The sequence below is a fragment of the Morganella sp. GD04133 genome (assembly GCF_029835375.1).
Classification (GTDB): Bacteria; Pseudomonadota; Gammaproteobacteria; order Enterobacterales; family Enterobacteriaceae; genus Morganella; species Morganella morganii_B.
On the sequence record NZ_JAODZS010000027.1, the window covers coordinates 1 to 16,326 of the forward strand.

The 16,326-nt window shown below is 43.9% G+C and carries 17 protein-coding genes and 1 pseudogene; 12 read left to right on the forward strand and 6 right to left on the reverse strand.

All coding sequences use genetic code 11. From position 1 onward, the window contains the following. The 8 genes and pseudogenes from N7387_RS14110 to N7387_RS14145 form a co-directional block, all read left to right on the forward strand. Window positions 1-307, forward strand: a pseudogene (locus N7387_RS14110) (hypothetical protein); the annotation flags it as partial. Between the two features lie 126 nt (window positions 308-433). Then, a complete protein-coding gene (locus tag N7387_RS14115) occupies window positions 434-769 on the forward strand; it encodes a metalloregulator ArsR/SmtB family transcription factor (protein ID WP_186749070.1) in 336 nt (111 codons plus the stop codon). Between the two features lie 47 nt (window positions 770-816). Continuing rightward, window positions 817-1,182, forward strand: coding sequence for an arsenite efflux transporter metallochaperone ArsD (arsD, locus tag N7387_RS14120; protein ID WP_279799761.1), 366 nt, complete (start codon window positions 817-819; stop codon window positions 1,180-1,182). Between the two features lie 10 nt (window positions 1,183-1,192). Next, complete coding sequence (arsA, locus tag N7387_RS14125; RefSeq protein ID WP_218455453.1) at window positions 1,193-2,944, forward strand: arsenical pump-driving ATPase; 1,752 nt, start codon at window positions 1,193-1,195, stop codon at window positions 2,942-2,944. A 50-nt stretch (window positions 2,945-2,994) separates the two neighbouring features. Beyond that, window positions 2,995-4,284: an arsenic transporter gene (locus N7387_RS14130; protein ID WP_279799765.1), complete on the forward strand. Its 1,290-nt coding sequence runs from the start codon at window positions 2,995-2,997 to the stop codon at window positions 4,282-4,284. Window positions 4,285-4,294: 10 nt separating this feature from the next. Next, complete coding sequence (gene arsC, locus N7387_RS14135) at window positions 4,295-4,714, forward strand: arsenate reductase (glutaredoxin) (RefSeq protein ID WP_279799767.1); 420 nt, start codon at window positions 4,295-4,297, stop codon at window positions 4,712-4,714. Window positions 4,715-4,767: 53 nt separating this feature from the next. Further along, on the forward strand, window positions 4,768-4,869 hold the full coding sequence (locus N7387_RS14140; RefSeq protein ID WP_279799851.1) for a DUF4113 domain-containing protein: 102 nt from the start codon (window positions 4,768-4,770) through the stop codon (window positions 4,867-4,869). 540 nt (window positions 4,870-5,409) lie between these two features. Further along, window positions 5,410-8,403: a hypothetical protein gene (locus N7387_RS14145; RefSeq protein ID WP_279799769.1), complete on the forward strand. Its 2,994-nt coding sequence runs from the start codon at window positions 5,410-5,412 to the stop codon at window positions 8,401-8,403. Between the two features lie 87 nt (window positions 8,404-8,490). On the opposite strand, the gene N7387_RS14150 is transcribed toward N7387_RS14145, so the two are convergent. Further along, a complete protein-coding gene (locus tag N7387_RS14150; protein WP_279799771.1) occupies window positions 8,491-9,648 on the reverse strand; it encodes a glycosyltransferase family 4 protein in 1,158 nt (385 codons plus the stop codon). A gap of 507 nt (window positions 9,649-10,155) precedes the next feature. Here N7387_RS14150 and N7387_RS14155 point away from each other — a divergent pair. Genes N7387_RS14155 through N7387_RS14165 form a run of 3 tightly spaced genes read left to right on the forward strand, consistent with a single transcriptional unit; the run spans window position 10,156 to window position 11,754 of the window. Then, a complete protein-coding gene (locus N7387_RS14155; protein ID WP_262861297.1) occupies window positions 10,156-10,446 on the forward strand; it encodes a hypothetical protein in 291 nt (96 codons plus the stop codon). Window positions 10,447-10,464: 18 nt separating this feature from the next. After that, a complete protein-coding gene (locus N7387_RS14160; RefSeq protein ID WP_279799774.1) occupies window positions 10,465-11,142 on the forward strand; it encodes a hypothetical protein in 678 nt (225 codons plus the stop codon). Between the two features lie 18 nt (window positions 11,143-11,160). After that, on the forward strand, window positions 11,161-11,754 hold the full coding sequence (locus tag N7387_RS14165) for a DUF1287 domain-containing protein (protein WP_279799776.1): 594 nt from the start codon (window positions 11,161-11,163) through the stop codon (window positions 11,752-11,754). Window positions 11,755-11,783: 29 nt separating this feature from the next. On the opposite strand, the gene osmB is transcribed toward N7387_RS14165, so the two are convergent. The 3 genes from osmB to N7387_RS14180 all read right to left on the reverse strand — a co-directional run bounded on the left by osmB (window position 11,784) and on the right by N7387_RS14180 (window position 13,765). Next, on the reverse strand, window positions 11,784-11,999 hold the full coding sequence (gene osmB, locus N7387_RS14170) for an osmotically-inducible lipoprotein OsmB (RefSeq protein WP_262861322.1): 216 nt from the start codon (window positions 11,997-11,999) through the stop codon (window positions 11,784-11,786). A gap of 116 nt (window positions 12,000-12,115) precedes the next feature. After that, window positions 12,116-12,472 (reverse strand): hypothetical protein, encoded by a 357-nt coding sequence (locus N7387_RS14175; protein WP_279799778.1) that lies wholly within the window; start codon window positions 12,470-12,472, stop codon window positions 12,116-12,118. A gap of 393 nt (window positions 12,473-12,865) precedes the next feature. After that, complete coding sequence (locus tag N7387_RS14180) at window positions 12,866-13,765, reverse strand: helix-turn-helix domain-containing protein (protein WP_279799780.1); 900 nt, start codon at window positions 13,763-13,765, stop codon at window positions 12,866-12,868. 782 nt (window positions 13,766-14,547) lie between these two features. Here N7387_RS14180 and N7387_RS14185 point away from each other — a divergent pair. Next, window positions 14,548-14,826, forward strand: a complete 279-nt coding sequence (locus N7387_RS14185) for a DUF6694 family lipoprotein (RefSeq protein WP_262883040.1) — start codon at window positions 14,548-14,550, stop codon at window positions 14,824-14,826. Window positions 14,827-14,876: 50 nt separating this feature from the next. On the opposite strand, the gene N7387_RS14190 is transcribed toward N7387_RS14185, so the two are convergent. Continuing rightward, entirely contained in the window at window positions 14,877-15,077 is a 201-nt protein-coding gene (locus N7387_RS14190) for a DNA polymerase III subunit theta (RefSeq protein ID WP_262861326.1), read from the reverse strand. Window positions 15,078-15,156: 79 nt separating this feature from the next. Beyond that, window positions 15,157-16,284 carry a glycosyltransferase family 9 protein gene (locus N7387_RS14195; RefSeq protein WP_279799785.1) on the reverse strand — a complete coding sequence of 376 codons (1,128 nt, stop codon included), beginning with the start codon at window positions 16,282-16,284 and terminating at the stop codon, window positions 15,157-15,159. Window positions 16,285-16,326: the final 42 nt, after the last annotated feature.

A 16,326-nucleotide genomic window follows, 5' to 3' on the forward strand; every position in this document is an offset into this window, starting at 1 on the left:
TGATGACCGTGTACAGGAAGACGGCAGCCTGATTATTGAAACCTGTCACCGTCAGCATGCGCATTTGCCGGAACGTTTCCAGAACTGGCGGCTGAAAGAAATCACCCCGGAAGGTGAGCGCATCTTTTATCAGGACGGTGAACCGTGTGACCTGCCGGAATCCACCCGCCTTGATGTGCGTGTTGAAATGCCGCAGGGCTCTGTGTGGAATGTGAAGCAGCGTGAACTGGCTGAACAGATGGAGCGGGAACGGGCAGAGCGTGAAGCGCAGGAAGCAGCAGAGCAGGCCGGAGACACAGAGGAATAAAACAAAGCCGCGCTGATGGATATCATGCGCGGGTATTCCTGATTTATTATGCTGAATAACATATTCGATTTGACGAATGTGTTATACCGGAGTAGATTAAGCCTCAATAATCATACAGGAGCAGATATGGAATCCTTACAGCTATTTAAAATATTAAGTGATCAGACACGACTGGATATCATATTACTGCTTAAAGCATCAGGTGAATTGTGTGTCTGTGATATTTATACGGCACTAAATTTGTCACAACCAAAAACATCAAGACACCTCGCAATGCTCAGAGAGTCTGGACTACTTCTGGATTCTAAACACGGGAAATGGGTTCATTACAGGTTGTCTCCGGCATTGTTACCATGGATTAAAAATATCATCGAGGTGACATATTCCACCGAGAAAAACAGAGTTTCACAGTTACTCGCTGCCATAAACAACAAAAATACAGCAGGTAACTGTCCGGCATAAAATTTTTTAAATTAACATATTCGATTAATCATATGTGAGGTGTGAATATGAAGAAGCTGGAAGTGTTTGATCCTGCCTTATGTTGCAGTACCGGCGTCTGCGGAACAGATGTCGATCAGGCGTTAGTGGATTTTGCCACTGATTTTGATTGGCTGAAAAAACAGGGTGCAAATGTCCGCCGTTTTAATCTGGGACAAGAGCCGATGGAATTTGTAAATAACGCAAAAGCTAAAGTATTTATCGAAACTGCCGGTGCAGATGCATTGCCATTACTGCTTCTTGATGGTGAGGTTGTTCTGACAGGACGTTACCCGAAACGGCATGAATTAGCCCGCTGGTTTGGTATTAGCATTTCTGATGAAAAATCAGCCCCGTCAGCCGCTTGCTGCGGAAACAATAAGACATGCTGTTGAGGAGATAAAAATGAAATTTCTGGATAACGCACCTGATTACTTATTTTTTACTGGTAAGGGCGGTGTAGGTAAAACATCAATTTCATGCGCAACTGCGATTAAACTGGCGGAAAACGGGAAAAAAGTTCTGTTAGTCAGCACAGATCCGGCGTCCAATGTCGGACAGGTATTTTCACAAACTATTGGTAATACGATTACACTGATTTCTGCCGTACCTAATCTGTCCGCCATCGAGATAGACCCGCAGGCCGCTGCGGAAGAATACCGGAAAAAAATCATAGATCCGATAAAAGACAGTTTACCGGCAGCCGTAATTCAGAGTATCACCGAGCAACTTTCCGGTGCCTGTACAACCGAAATTGCTGCATTTGATGAATTTACCGGCTTACTGACAGATGCAAAAATCACAAACCAGTTTGACCACATTATTTTTGATACGGCACCGACCGGTCATACTATCCGGTTATTACAGTTACCGGGTGCCTGGAGTGATTTCATCAGTGATAATCCGGACGGTGCTTCCTGTCTCGGCCCGATGTCCGGACTTGAAAAGCAACGTGAACAATACAGCATGGCAGTTGACGCACTGAGCAATAAACAATTAACCCGCTTAATGCTGGTTTCCCGCCCTCAGTCAGCCGCATTGCGTGAAGTTGCCCGTACTTATGACGAGCTTTCAGCATTAGGTGTAAAAAATCAGCAGCTGATAATTAATGGTGTGTTCCCTGAATCAGCGGTAACAGCCGGAGACAAATTATCGCAGGCACTCCGTAACCGTGAACAGACTGCAATACAGAATATGCCGGATATACTCCGCAGTCTGCCGGCAGACACGCTGATGTTACGTGTCCGTAATATGGTCGGGATTGATGCACTGAAAGAATTATTATCTGACAAAGAACAAACATTGCCGGCTATTCACAATACTAAGCCCGACATGTCGTTGCTGCCGTTATCGTCTCTTGTTGACGAGATTGCAGTCCAGAAGCACGGACTGGTAATGCTGATGGGTAAAGGCGGTGTCGGGAAAACCACAATTGCTGCATCAATTGCAGTAAAACTCGCAGAACAGGGCGCTGATGTTCACCTGACTACCTCAGATCCGGCTGCACACCTGGAAAATACATTAAACGGGAGTCTGCCTAATCTGCAGGTCAGCAGGATTGATCCTGTTGCAGAAACCGAACGCTACCGCAACTATGTACTTGAGACAAAAGGAAAATCTCTGGATACGGAAGGCCGGGCATTGCTTGAGGAAGATTTGCGTTCTCCATGTACAGAGGAAATTGCTGTATTCCAGGCATTCTCACGCATCATCCGTGAAGCCGGGAATCGTTTTGTTATTATGGATACAGCACCAACCGGGCATACTCTGCTTCTGCTCGATGCTACCGGTGCCTATCACAAAGAAATCGCAAAAAAAATGGGCGAAAAAGGCCATTTCCTGACACCTATGATGCAACTGCAGGATCCGGAAAGAACCAAGGTCATCATTACGACCCTGGCAGAAACAACCCCGGTACTTGAAGCCGAAAACTTACAGAGTGATCTTATGAGAGCTGGTATTCATCCGTGGGCCTGGGTCATTAATAACAGCCTTTCTGTCACTGAAACAACATCTCCGTTATTACTTTCCAGAGCAGAGCATGAAATTCCGCAGATCAAAAAAGTGACATCATCGCTGGCAAAACGAACAGCAATCGTACCGCTGCTTGAAAACGAGCCTGTTGGTATCGTGGCACTGAGCCGGTTGGCTGACTGAGTTTTATCATTAGCAGAAGGTGCTTCCTGCACCTTCTGAAAGAGGTTGCTATGCTTGTTGCTGCATTAATATTTGTTCTGACCATTACCTTTGTTATCTGGCAGCCCAAAGGGCTGAGTATAGGCTGGAGCGCGACCCTGGGTGCGTTAGCTGCACTCTTATCCGGAGTAATTACTGTTCAGGATATCCCTGTTGTCTGGGATATCGTCTGGAATGCGACAGGGACTTTTGTCGCCGTTATTATCATCAGCCTTATTCTGGATGAGAGTGGTTTTTTTGAATGGGCTGCACTCCACGTAGCAAAATGGGGGGGCGGAAAAGGGAAACTATTATTCAGTTATATTATCTTGCTGGGCGCGAGTGTGGCCGCCTTATTTGCCAATGATGGTGCAGCACTCATATTAACACCTATCGTTATTGCAATGTTACTGGCACTGGGATTCAGTAAAGGGACAACATTGGCGTTTGTTATGGCTGCAGGATTCATCGCCGATACAGCCAGTTTGCCGCTGATAGTCTCAAACCTGGTAAATATTGTCTCTGCTGATTTCTTTAATATCGGATTTACAGAATATGCTTCTGTCATGGTGCCGATAGATATTGTTGCTATTATTGCAACACTTTTTATGCTGCACTGGTTTTTCCGCAGGGATATTCCAAAGTACTACGATACGTCAAAGCTGGTTATTCCGGCATCGGCTATCAAAGATCTGAAAACATTTAAGGCGGGATGGTTTGTCCTGATTTTACTGCTCATTGGTTTCTTTGTTCTCGAACCGCTGGGTATTCCGGTCAGTGCTATTGCGGCAGTGGGTGCATCTGTTTTATGGCTTGTTGCGTCACATGGCAAAATAATTAATACACGGAAAGTGTTACGTGGTGCTCCGTGGCAGATTGTTATTTTCTCACTGGGTATGTATCTTGTCGTCTATGGTCTGAGAAATGCCGGGCTCACAAATTACCTGTCAGAAATACTTAATTACCTCGCTGACAAGGGAATATGGGCAGCAACACTGGGAACAGGCTATATCATTGCTTTTTTATCTTCTGTTATGAATAACATGCCAACCGTCCTTGTCGGGGCATTATCGATTGATGGTAGCAATGCAACCGGTCTTATTCAGGAAACCATGGTCTATGCCAATGTTATCGGTGCAGATTTAGGTCCGAAAATTACGCCTATCGGAAGCCTTGCAACATTATTATGGCTTCATGTCTTATCTCAGAAAAATATGACTATCACATGGTGGTATTACTTTAAAACAGGCATTATTATGACTGTTCCGGTCTTAACCATTACTCTAATCACTTTAGTCATAAGGCTTTCGTATCTCAATTAATGGTGACTACATGAGCAATATAACGATTTATCATAATCCGGATTGCGGAACATCCCGGAATACACTTGCTATGATCCGAAGTAGCGGTATTGAACCTAATATTATCCATTATTTGGATATACCACCAGACAGAGATGTTTTGATAAAACTCATTGCAAAAATGAAGATTACAGTAAGAGATCTGCTGCGTAAAAATGTTGAACCTTACAAAAAACTGGAACTTGATAGTGGTCGATTCACAGATACACAGCTTATCTATTTCATGCTGAAGTATCCTCTTCTGATTAACAGACCAATAGTTGTCACTCCATTGGGTGTAAAGCTCTGTCGTCCATCTGAATTAGTGTTGGATATTTTACCGAGTAAATTACAGAGTGAATTTGTGAAAGAGGATGGAGAAGTGATTACTATCAGTACAGTAAAAAAGTAAGGTAACTTAATTATCTGATACTTTATAAATTTAGTAATTATACAACTCTGTATATTTGCCGGAAAGGTGTTGGCAGCGGGTATAAGATGAAGAGCGAAATACTATCACCGGCATACACAACAAATTTTAGTCAGTTACCGGTGGTGAAAAGTTAATGTGGCACCAGTGAGATAAAGAGTTGTTGCAAATATGCAGTTTGTTTAAAAGATGGGTGTATAGCTGTTTGTAGGAGTGGTGGGACATATTTGGGACACAAATGGTTTTAGATGTGCTTTATACCTTTTCAATCTTTTTAATTGTTGGGACGTGAAAGCGTGATTTAATGCGGTATCTAATTGATTAAAAAACAAAACTACTGACTTGTAATCAGTAGGTCACCAGTTCGACTCCGGTAGCCGGCACCATATAAAGACCCGTTAACTCTCAACCAGTTAGCGGGTTTTTTTTGTATATGATGCATAACCAGACTGCCTTTATTAGTGCGCATGCCCTATTAGTGCCATGAATCCCCATGGCATCATGACTCATCTCAGCGTTACCCTTGTCCATTTCTTCTTTTGCCTGATGATCACAGTACAAGATGTACTTTCAGCACCCTACTTTTTACAAAAATGCCCCGTAATGGGGCTATTCATTGATAGCGATATAGCCGGGATATGCGAGTGTATCATTTTCACACGCAGGAGAGTTTAATTATGCCGGTATCAGCATCGCAGCACAGAGTGTCAACCGGGACTTACCAGAATAAGTTTCACAATACTTTCAGACTAAACTCCGCAACACAAACTCAGGGCATCAATCCGGACTGCCCCGGTATTCCGGATGAAATATACCGCTTAGGACGCAGTATTGACAGCGTCGTCAATTCTCGCGGAGAACTGAGCGCACCATCGAACCCGGCCACATCTGCGCGACAAGGCGCAGTTGCACCGCTGTTAATGCTGTTAAGCCAGGTCAGATTTGATGATATTTTACCCGCAGCAACCACCAATATATCGGTATTTACCTCAGAGAGACGTGTATTTCCGTCAGTTTCCCGGGATAGCGCGTATCCGGATAACCGTGATACCGGATTCACTGCTGTGCTAAATCCGGTTATGAATGCACTGCATGAAACAGGCCGGTTTATCGCCCGTCATGATCCACTGCAATTTCCGCCGGCGAATGCATCACCCGTACCACAGGCCGGAACAGAATCGGCAATAACGCCGGCTATCACACGGAATTTGAAAAGCGACAGTTATATCATTACAGGTGAGCAGAAGAAGAATGAACTGATTTCCGGCGTGGTGCAGTATCTGGTATCTGACGGGCAGCTGACTGCAGATGAAGGTAGTAACGTTGAACTGTGGCTGCGGGCGGAAGCTGCCGGCATGCCAATGGTTGCTGCCCGTCTGGATAATAACGGTTCGGGCACAAACCGAACGAAGCGGGCACTGATGCCGGAGTTGGATCCCCGAACCGGAGAACATATAAAAGAACACTGCGCTTTTGAAGAAGAGGTGCTGGATGCGCAGGGTGAAAATCAGGGCAAATTGCTTTTATTCGAGGCCCAGAGAGCCGAAAATCCATTCCGTATGATTTATGATAATCGTCCGGATAGCCGGCCTTCTCCGGAGGAACGGGGAGCGGCTGATGGCCTCAATATAGCGACTGACATTCTTACGCTGGGGATTAAGCCTTTAATCGGGAATCTTATCGCGCATGCCAAACGACGGGCATATTATCAAAATCAGGGGGATAAGATATGTGCTGAACGATTCAGAAGGCTGTTTATAGCGGAGGTGTTAACCTCACTTGATGATGGTAGTTTGTCGTATCAATCTGCATCACGTGCAGCCTCCCGGCGTATAAGGCCCATGGAACTCCTTCATATCTCACCGGCACAGGACAGAGCCGCTTTTTACACCAGAAATCCGCATACCGGCATCAAAAATGAAATTCTGCTGAAGCTGAAAGGCGCGGTAAATGATAATGGACGGGAGGTTTATCTCAAACCGACTGAAAAATCGAATGAATTTTTTACGTATTATCCAGATGCGGTAAAACCGGAACGGCTGGAAAGAAGAGTTATTGTTGATGAGAGTAACCTTTCATGGCGTTATGCCGACAGTTTTGACTCATCAAAACTCAATGTTGAAATCAGTGAGGGAAAACGGCAAATAAGGCTGCATGGTACTAATTTTGATCTTCATCAGAATGGTGCCGGTAAATATGAAATTGTTGTGAATAAAGTCTCAGGGATAAAAGAATTTATCCCGGTTTATATGGAGCCCTTATCACGAACATGGCATCTCAGTACGCATAATGAACATGCTGTCTTCAGTAATCAGCAGATTGATATTATAAAGGAAATAAAAGTAAGTAAAAAAGAGGGATTCTATTATACACCAATGGGAAATAATAATCCGGACTACTATGGAAGTGGTAATATATATTCACAGGAAAAGATAGGTGAATCAGGTCATTATTCCTGGAGACAATATGTTGAAATGAACGGTGAACTGGTTCCGGTTAAAACAGTCGTAACACCAAAACATGGCATCCATTATGAAGTTTATGACCCGGCGTTCTCGAAAAAAAAAGGTTATCCGATTGAATGGGATGGTAATCGCTGGTTATTTGAGCGGGAAACGTCTGTCCATGTATCTAAAGATTTGGAAGTATTGATTGACCCGGCAATGATTGCTGAAAAAATGGATACAAGAAAGCTCTCAGCACCTGACCACCAGGGACTAAGGTATGATGCTGATGATAATCGGTATATAAAAATTAAAAATGAATATATGAAATTAGAACAAAAAGAAGATCGGTTATTTATCAAGGTAGATAATGACAATGAAATACATGTTAATTATGCAGAAGGTAAGTTTATACCTGCAGAAATAAACAAATATAATGGGATTGTATTATTAAGCGCTGATGAAATGCTTAAGGACTCTAAAATAAATTCCCTGACGGGACTGGATGCCCGCGGAGTCGTTAATCTAAACGATGCCTGGTCTCTCAAAAGGGTAAACATCAAAAATAAAAATTTTAATAGTGATAGCGCTATAGGTTCTGGTATTGATGTGAAATTTACAATGGAGTATAACAAATTAAAAAACAACAGATATATAGAAATGCCTCCATTGCAATGGAAAGAAAAAATTGATTTCAGAGAAAGTGATTCTAAATGGCATTTCCAGACCGACATGTACGAACACAATCCAAAAAGTAAGACCTTTTTCCCCTGGGTAAACAGATATACAGAAGCATATCATTTTGCCAAGGCTAAAGATAAAACATTATTTAATGGTAATGTGAAAATTTACAAAAAAAATATGGAGCCAGTTGGTGTGAATGATATAAAGAGTGCGGACACTCCAATTGAAAAAGTCAAAAATATACAAGATTTTCTGTCAAGGAATGGGGGGATTATAGAAATCACCATCACTGACCTCCCACAAATCGTAAAAAGAGATGATGTGAAAAATAAGGAGAGAAAGGTTACCTTTGATATAGGGTTTAATAATAAAGTTGAAGCTCACTTTAACCAGGGAATACGTTTAGACACTAATGGTGAAGCAAATGTATTTGTTACAACCAGTGACAATATTGCATTAGCCAGAGGTGATGCTAACGTTCAACCACCTGAAATAGTGAAAAAAGTCCGGGAGAGGCATTTTTCACCTGGTGAGGTTTATTGATTTTAGCCGGAAGTACCTGTTTTTTGTCTTTGCATGAGAGCGCAGAGGATTATTGCTCAGGATACTATCCTGAGCAATATATCATTATTAAAGTTCGTTTCTGATTATGGTATGTGTGTCTGAAACAAATTTATCGACAGAATGATAGGTCTTGATATATTCCACTGCCTCAACCGATAATTTTTTCCGGTTTTCTTCACCGGTGATCAGTTTATCAATAGCATCAACAAATAAATCAACTTTATCAAATCCATCACCAAGCACTTCACCGACATCAATACCAAATTTAGAGGTTAATTCGTCAGGATTACGGTTGCTGACCAGTAACGTTCCGAATGATAACGCTTCGAGGAAGGAAACCGGCAATGCCTCATGAATCGAGGTATTTACGAGAATTTTTGCCTCACGAAGGTATTTATTTTTCTCTTCACCTTCGACATGACCTGTAAAGTGAAGATTTGGAATATTTTCATATTTCTTCATGATCTCATGATTTTTATCATCATCACGGAATATTTTACCTAAAACAAAAAAGTTGTACTGTGGCATTTTTTTTGCTATTTCACAGAACATCCATCCGCGTTTCACTGATGCAATACGGCCTAAGAAAACGATATTATCCTTTTTATGAAAAGTCGTGACATCGAAATTATAATCAATATCAATAGGGTTTGGTAAAAAAGTAATATCAACATCCGGATCCAGATTGTAGAGGTCAATGGCTTTTTGATTCAGACATCTTGCTTGTGTAACAAATTTAACCCGATCTTGTTTATACCAGTCATGAACAAGATCATAAATACGCTGATTGTAATATGACGTTTCAGAAATAAGCTTAACGGTAAAAATTTCATCCCATTCATACATCGGGCGGGGATCCTGTACCCACAAAATCAGTTTTTTATTCGGATCAGGCTCATTTTTTATCACATGTTCGTATGTCAGCTCCACACTGAAATACAGGTCATAATTTTTTTTCTTTAACCATTGTTTTGCAAACCAATTTCTTCGTGGTAATTTATACAAATTAACCCCGTCCGCAGTATATTTTTCTGCAAAAAAATGGCTTTTACCTTTACCCAGTAAAATGTCAAACTCAAATTCTTCATTCGGAAGGTATTTCGCCATATAGTATCTGGCCAGGTACCCATAACCACCAAACCGGGTATTCAATGCCCCGAAAAATTCGTCAACAATCAATCCAACCTTTATTTTTTTCCCAGTCATGGTGGTGACCTCCGCCATTTAACACTTTTCTGAAAGACAGTCTGAAACTACGTTGTTTTGTGTAAAACTATCGTAACATCATACCATTCTTGTGCTATGTACTTAGATACAAAGCATAATTTGTTACATTATATTGCCAAAACAGGGAGAAATACATTGAAATAAGTAGTGTCAGAACCCTCTCTGTTGTCAGACAACTAAGAGTTGACACTAAGAAATGTAATATATTGATATCATTGATTTTTGTTAACACCAATCTGACCTGAGGCCGGGGAGGGCATTCACCCCGGAACCGAATTGCGGTAAAGGCAGGCTGACCGATGGTATTATTCCGGATACAGACAGCGTCATTTTTACCTTTTTTAATCATCAGATGCGTAACCGGTGAATTTCGCTGCAGGTGAAAATATGATGCCAGAGAAACAGGGTGTAATATTTCTCTCAGGCCGAAGGTGCGGGGGCAATCGTGCGGGTAAAACGCTATAATCGGTGTCCGGTATATTGCAGATAAGGGTAATCTTTTTTATGACTGACAACGACGATATGCGGGAATATTCAGAATTTGATTCTGAAGCTATTGCGCAATGTAATCAAATCAGGGATATGCTGATGGCCGCACTGGAAAGGCGAAATAAAGAGATGCAGCGTCTGCGGATAAAAACACAGCAAATTCAGCGGGAGTTTCCCGGCGATCTGAAAAAACTCCAGGCGCATATGCGGGAAATGAAAGATTCCAATAATGAAGTGATGGCGCTGGTCAGAGAATATAATGTCTGGGCGGAACGGGCCGGGCAGGATAAGCTGGTGCTGGAATAATGCCGGTAATTTTCTGATATGACGGTGCAGAGCCCGGCAGGTGTTTTACCCGGCTATTTTACCCCGCTGCCGGGGGCTGACAGGGTGCTGGCTATTATATTTCTGCAGCGCATGACGGTGTATTTTTCTGTCTTCTTTCTGTTTTTTCTTCTTATTTTTTTTCCGGCACTGAAACCCGTTGCTGCTGAGGCAAGGTGCTGTAGCTTCTCCGGAAAATATTATCTTTTATCCGGCATTACACTGCGGAATTTTTACCGGGAAATGTATTCCGGTAATACGGCGGAACGGAAAGCATTACTAAAGCACACATCTGATGAGCTGATACTACAATATGCCGTAAACCGGCTGGCATTGTTTGACTGTGCTCTGGATAAAGATCCTTCCGGGCTGCGTTATTTCAGTTTTATTTATCCGGCAGAGCCGGATACCGGAACCCGAATTAATCTTTCTCCCGTAAAAAAAACGGCGCCGGATTTATCTCCGGCAGAAACTGACGCATTATATCTCAGCATCTTTCTCCGGTTGCGCTATACCTATGGTCGTTTGCTCGATGCAGAAGAAGCGGAAACGCTGGAAAAAGACGCCATTCTGGCCTGTGAAATAAAAACAGCGCTGTACCAGAGTATATTACAGCTCAGTCCGCAGGATGCTGCCGGGGTATTACGCTATATCTGGGGTAACAACGGGATTTTCTGAGTCATTGCGGAGGAAAGAATGCGCAACACGATTACCGCAGTATGCACGGCTTTGCTGTTTACTGTGATAATACCTGCCGGTTACAGTGCGGAATCCCTGAATCAGGCTGCTCAGCAGCTTGACAGGCTGGTATTGTATGATCCGTCCTATGAAAAAATTGCCTATCCCGGCGGCGATGTTTCCCCCCTGAAAGGGGTCTGTTCGGATGTGGTGATCCGCAGTTACCGGAAAATGGGTATCGATTTGCAAAAAGAGGTTCACGAAGATATCAAAACAGCGTTTTCCCGCTATCCGGGTCGTAAATTATGGGGACAAACACGGCCGGATACCAATATTGATCACCGCCGGGTGCCCAACCTGATGGTTTTTTTCAGCCGGAAAGGGGAAACCAAACCGGTCACACGCAATGCAACGGATTATGTGCCCGGTGATATTGTGACCTGGCAGCTGGATAACGGCCGTCCGCACATTGGCATTGTGACTGATAAAACAGCAGAACGCAGCGGAAACCCGCTGATCATGCACAATATCGGCGGCGGACAGGTCAGTGAGGATGTGTTGTTCAGCTGGAAAATCACCGGGCATTACCGGTATAAAGCAGGGAAGGAATGAAAAAGCCGGCGGTATGCCGGCTCCGGAAACTATTTTTTACCCACCTGGTGGCCGATGAGTCCGCCGATTGCCGCGCCGCCGACGGTTCCCAGCGCACTGCCGTCAGTCAGGACAGCACCACCGACAGCACCGACACCCGCGCCGATAGCCGTATTCCGGTCACGCTTTGACATATTGGCGCAGCCGGCCACAGCAAGCAGCAGAACGGCAGACAACGTCACTGTGCTGACTCTCTTAATATTCATCTTCATCTTATAAACTCCTGAACAATAGGCGTGTTACAACATAGTCCTGTTCGGGATCCGCCTGTATCAGAATAATCGGGAAATACGTAACAATCCCGGTATACCATCTCAGATTTTTATACTGTCAGTGTTTTAAAAGAAAGATGGCAATATAAAATTCCGTAAGTGGAATTTATCGCATTACTGAGATGTTCAATCCGCTCATTATGCGCCGTGATTTCGACTTCATCCGCAATAGCGGCATCCGCGACAGAAACAGCAGCGAAAGGATGTGTCGGCAGCAATGCGATTTGTGCACTATCTTTCAGCAGATACCAGGGGGATGGGGCACCGGCAGGCAGTATTTCATACTTGCGCAACCGCCAGCCGCCCAGCATCTGCTTATCAGTCAGTTCTTTTAGCAGCGGCAGCAGCGCTTCTTCCGCATCGCACTGAATGTGCGCTGTAATGATATGTTCTGCATATGATGACATTGGTTACCTCCGTAAATCAGAAGATACTCTTTTTCATAGTAACCGGTTCATGTGTAAAAAACAGAAAATAAATAACAGTCAATTCCTAATTTTGTTATTTTAAGACGATTATCAGAATAATGTACGGGTGAATAAGATAAACTACGATTGGAATATAATCAGGGGAGTTACCATTATGGGAAACTACGTATACATATCAGGGGTGGTTATTTCGGCGGCTCTGATTATTTATATTTTAATCAGTAAACGGGTGCCGTCAAAACGAAAGGTCGTCTACGGATTTGTATTGTTTACTTTTATTCTCGGATTTAATGATACCCGGCAACAAACTGTTACTGCACAGAAGACCGCAGAGCAGAATAGCCATAACAGTATGACGCTGGCAGAGAATGATCACCAGCCTGCGGTATCAGTCATTACCGGAATGTAATAATTAATTGCCCGGACCGCCAGTTTCGGGTTTTCCGGGCTTAATTCTGTGATGTTGTCCTGAAGTACGTATTCTTCCGTATCCGGATGCCCGGGATGGCGGATAATATTCAGTTCCGGCAGAATATTATTATAGATATCGTAAGTAATATCCTGAAAATCAATACCTGAAAAATCACCGGCAAAAATAATTTTTAAGTAATGGGCATGGCCGGGCGTATAAATAAGATCCTGCGGTGTGGTATTTTTCAGGCAATGTGTTTCGGCCAGGGTGGCATAATACATTGAGAACGTATCCCCTGCCGATTTACTGACACCGTGTATGGCATAAACCGTATCCGGTAATGCAGCAAGCCGCTGTACAAAAGGCTGCCAGTAATATTTGCGCAACTGCGGCAGGCGCATATTCCAGGTATCGGATGCTGCCTGGTAAATATGTGCGGTTCCGGTCAGTACTTTTTCCGGCAGTGTTGTCATTTCAACTGATGAGTGCAGTTTTCCGGCATAGCGTTTCGGCAGAACGAATCCGCCCGGCTGCCAGCCGTTTTTTTTACGGTAGCCTGACGGGGTAATACCAAAATGCTGTTTAAAGGCACGGCAGAATGTTTGCTGTGAATCAAAACGGTATTTCATGGACAAATGCATCAGGTTGAGCGGCAGCAGGCGCAGGGCAATGGCCGCGCAGGACAGGCGCCGGGCACGGACATAACTTGCCAGGGTATAACCGGTCTGCTGTTTGAAAATACGCTGAAAATGCCATTTGGAATACCCGGCTTTCCCGGCAACGGCCTCTAATGAAAGATCAGACTCAAGATTGTTTTCTATCCAGTTTAAAATTTCATCAACAACACATTCGTTAAACATAGCTTTTCCGTGTATTTCTCAGACGAAAGTATTATATCGGCACAAATACTGAAAAACAGCGGATTTACAATAACGAATTATACGCTTCTGAACTGTGCTTTTACCATCAGGGATTATATGACACACCGGGTAAACATATTACCTGATCCCATGAAGATTTAGCATCATTGACTCTTATAGGTCCATGATAAACTGACACAATATCGTCTCCCTTTTTATCGGTAATACGGTAAAAACATTTTTCTGACGAAATGTTTCCCTCCACGGTAAAGTGGTTTTTATATCCTGGTGCCGCCAATCTTTTGAGCTGAAAAATAGGTCTTCAAGGGCATCTCTGGATATTTTCGGGTCAGGATAGCAAAATCCCATAAGGCAGGATATTACATCATCATGATGATTTTCAAAGAAAAAACCCTCCAATCTTTCCCATGGGCTCTGTGACGGGGAAGCATCAGAAAAGTGAGTCTTAATTCTTGTTTGACTACTGATACCCGCGGATAAAGGACTTGAACCAAAACAACCAGCCATAACATTACTCCATTAAATAATTTACCGGCTATTAAAATACGTTTCTGTCATTTCATGAATAAGGTGAAAGGTTGGGTTTCGGATAGTTATCACCAGCCACCATAACACAAATGAATAACGGCACTTTCAGTAACCGGTATCCGGAAGGCATTCTGATACTGAAGGCTGATAAACGATGAACTCCGCCTGTAATAAACATGGTTTTATCTGTACGGCAATGTAAAATACCGCAGATATTATTAACGAGGTGGAAAATGAAAAAATTACTGGCAGTTATCACGCTCTCTTTTGCACTCACCGCTTGCGGCGATGCAACACTGGATATGTCTTCTCAGCAAACAGCGCAGGAATCCATTGCTAAAATGGAAAAAGATTTGAGTCCGGAACAATCCCGTGAACTGAAAGGCGCTATTACTAAAATCAGCTTCCAGGTGGCATTTGCCAGCGGTGGTGATGAAGAAAAAATGATGGCGGGACTGAAAGAGAAATTACAGGGTAAAACAGCAAAAGAAATTATTGAGATGGCGAAATAACCCTATTCAGCCTGCCGGCTTATCTGCTGCCGGCAGGTGCTGTTTTATGGTTAACTGTTTCTGACCGCATCACGGTGGAATTTAAGACGTTCCCGGAACCACGGGCGTAAACGCGCCGGACGCTGTTGCTCGACTTCTCTGTCAATCTTCGGCAGTTTCATTTTATCCCGCATGACCAGACCTTTTGTCAGGGTCTCTATTTCGTCCTCTTCTTCCTGTGTCATACGCGGTTTTTTCATACTCTCTGACATAGATCCTCCTTTTTCTGCCAGTCTACTGTATTTTACGGCCGGGCGTGAGACCGTGCTTTTGCGTAAGTAATTTAACGTATCAGGGGGTGCGGGTGTCCGGATAAACATCCGCCAGCGCATCCTGCACTGCAGTAATAACCCGGTCAGTACTGATCGCTGTCATTTCATGGTTTCCGGGAGGTGTTAACAGCGGGCTGGTAAAACCGGAGATCACCCGGTGAAGCGACGGATCCTGATAAGGACCGGTAGCGTGAGCGGCGGCACTGACAAACAGACTGACCGTCCGGACTTTCAGCGCGATAGCAATATGCATGGTACCCGTATCTCCGGTGACCAGCACATCAATATTATTCACCGCCTGAGTCAGCTCTGTCATGGAGGTTTTGCCGATCAGGGATTCCGTACGGTGATGAAACCCGGCGGGAAGTAACGTCATAAACTGCTCTGAAAGATACACTTCCCCCGGCGCGCCGAACAGGGTTATCCGGATTTTATCATCTGCGGACATCAGGGCGGTGGCAAGCTGCACAAAGTAAGATACCGGCCAGCAGCGTTCTTCACTGGATGCCCCCATCTGAAAGCCCACGTTGTGCCACGGGGAAGGTTCTGCGGTGACCTCACAGGGGACACGCATCTCAATGCTTTTGCCGGTGAACTGACATTGCAGCGGTGCTATCAGATCGAGGCGGGACTGAATAGCATGACGATGACCGGGGCCATTATAATTGGTCAGCCAGGGTTCAATAAGTGAACACGGACTTGCCGGATGGTTACAGCGGAAAACAAACGGTGCGCCGGTCATAACCGCACTCAGATAATCATACGGGTTATGTGAGTGCATAATCAGAATCAGATCCGGTGTTCCGTGTGCTTTCAAATCTCTGACCAGTTTAGTCACTGTATTGACTTTACTGTTCCAGCAGACGACGTCATCCCAGTCTTTACCGATGCCGGTACGAATATAGGCGGCCATTTTATTGCCGGCAACAACGGTAATTCTGGCGTCGGGAAACCGCTTCCGGACTTCATGGATAGCCGGGGTGTTCATCAGAAAATCCCCGAGTGCCGTTGTCGAATAAATGACAATATTGCGGAAGTCGATGGTCTCCAGCTGTTTAAAAGCCGTGACGGAGTGTGAAAAATCACGGCGGCGGGTATAAAGCCGTAAGAATAAATTAACCAGTTTATGTTTAAATTTTTTGGACATCACATTTCCTGACAGGCAACCAATAATAGCATGGCGTTAATT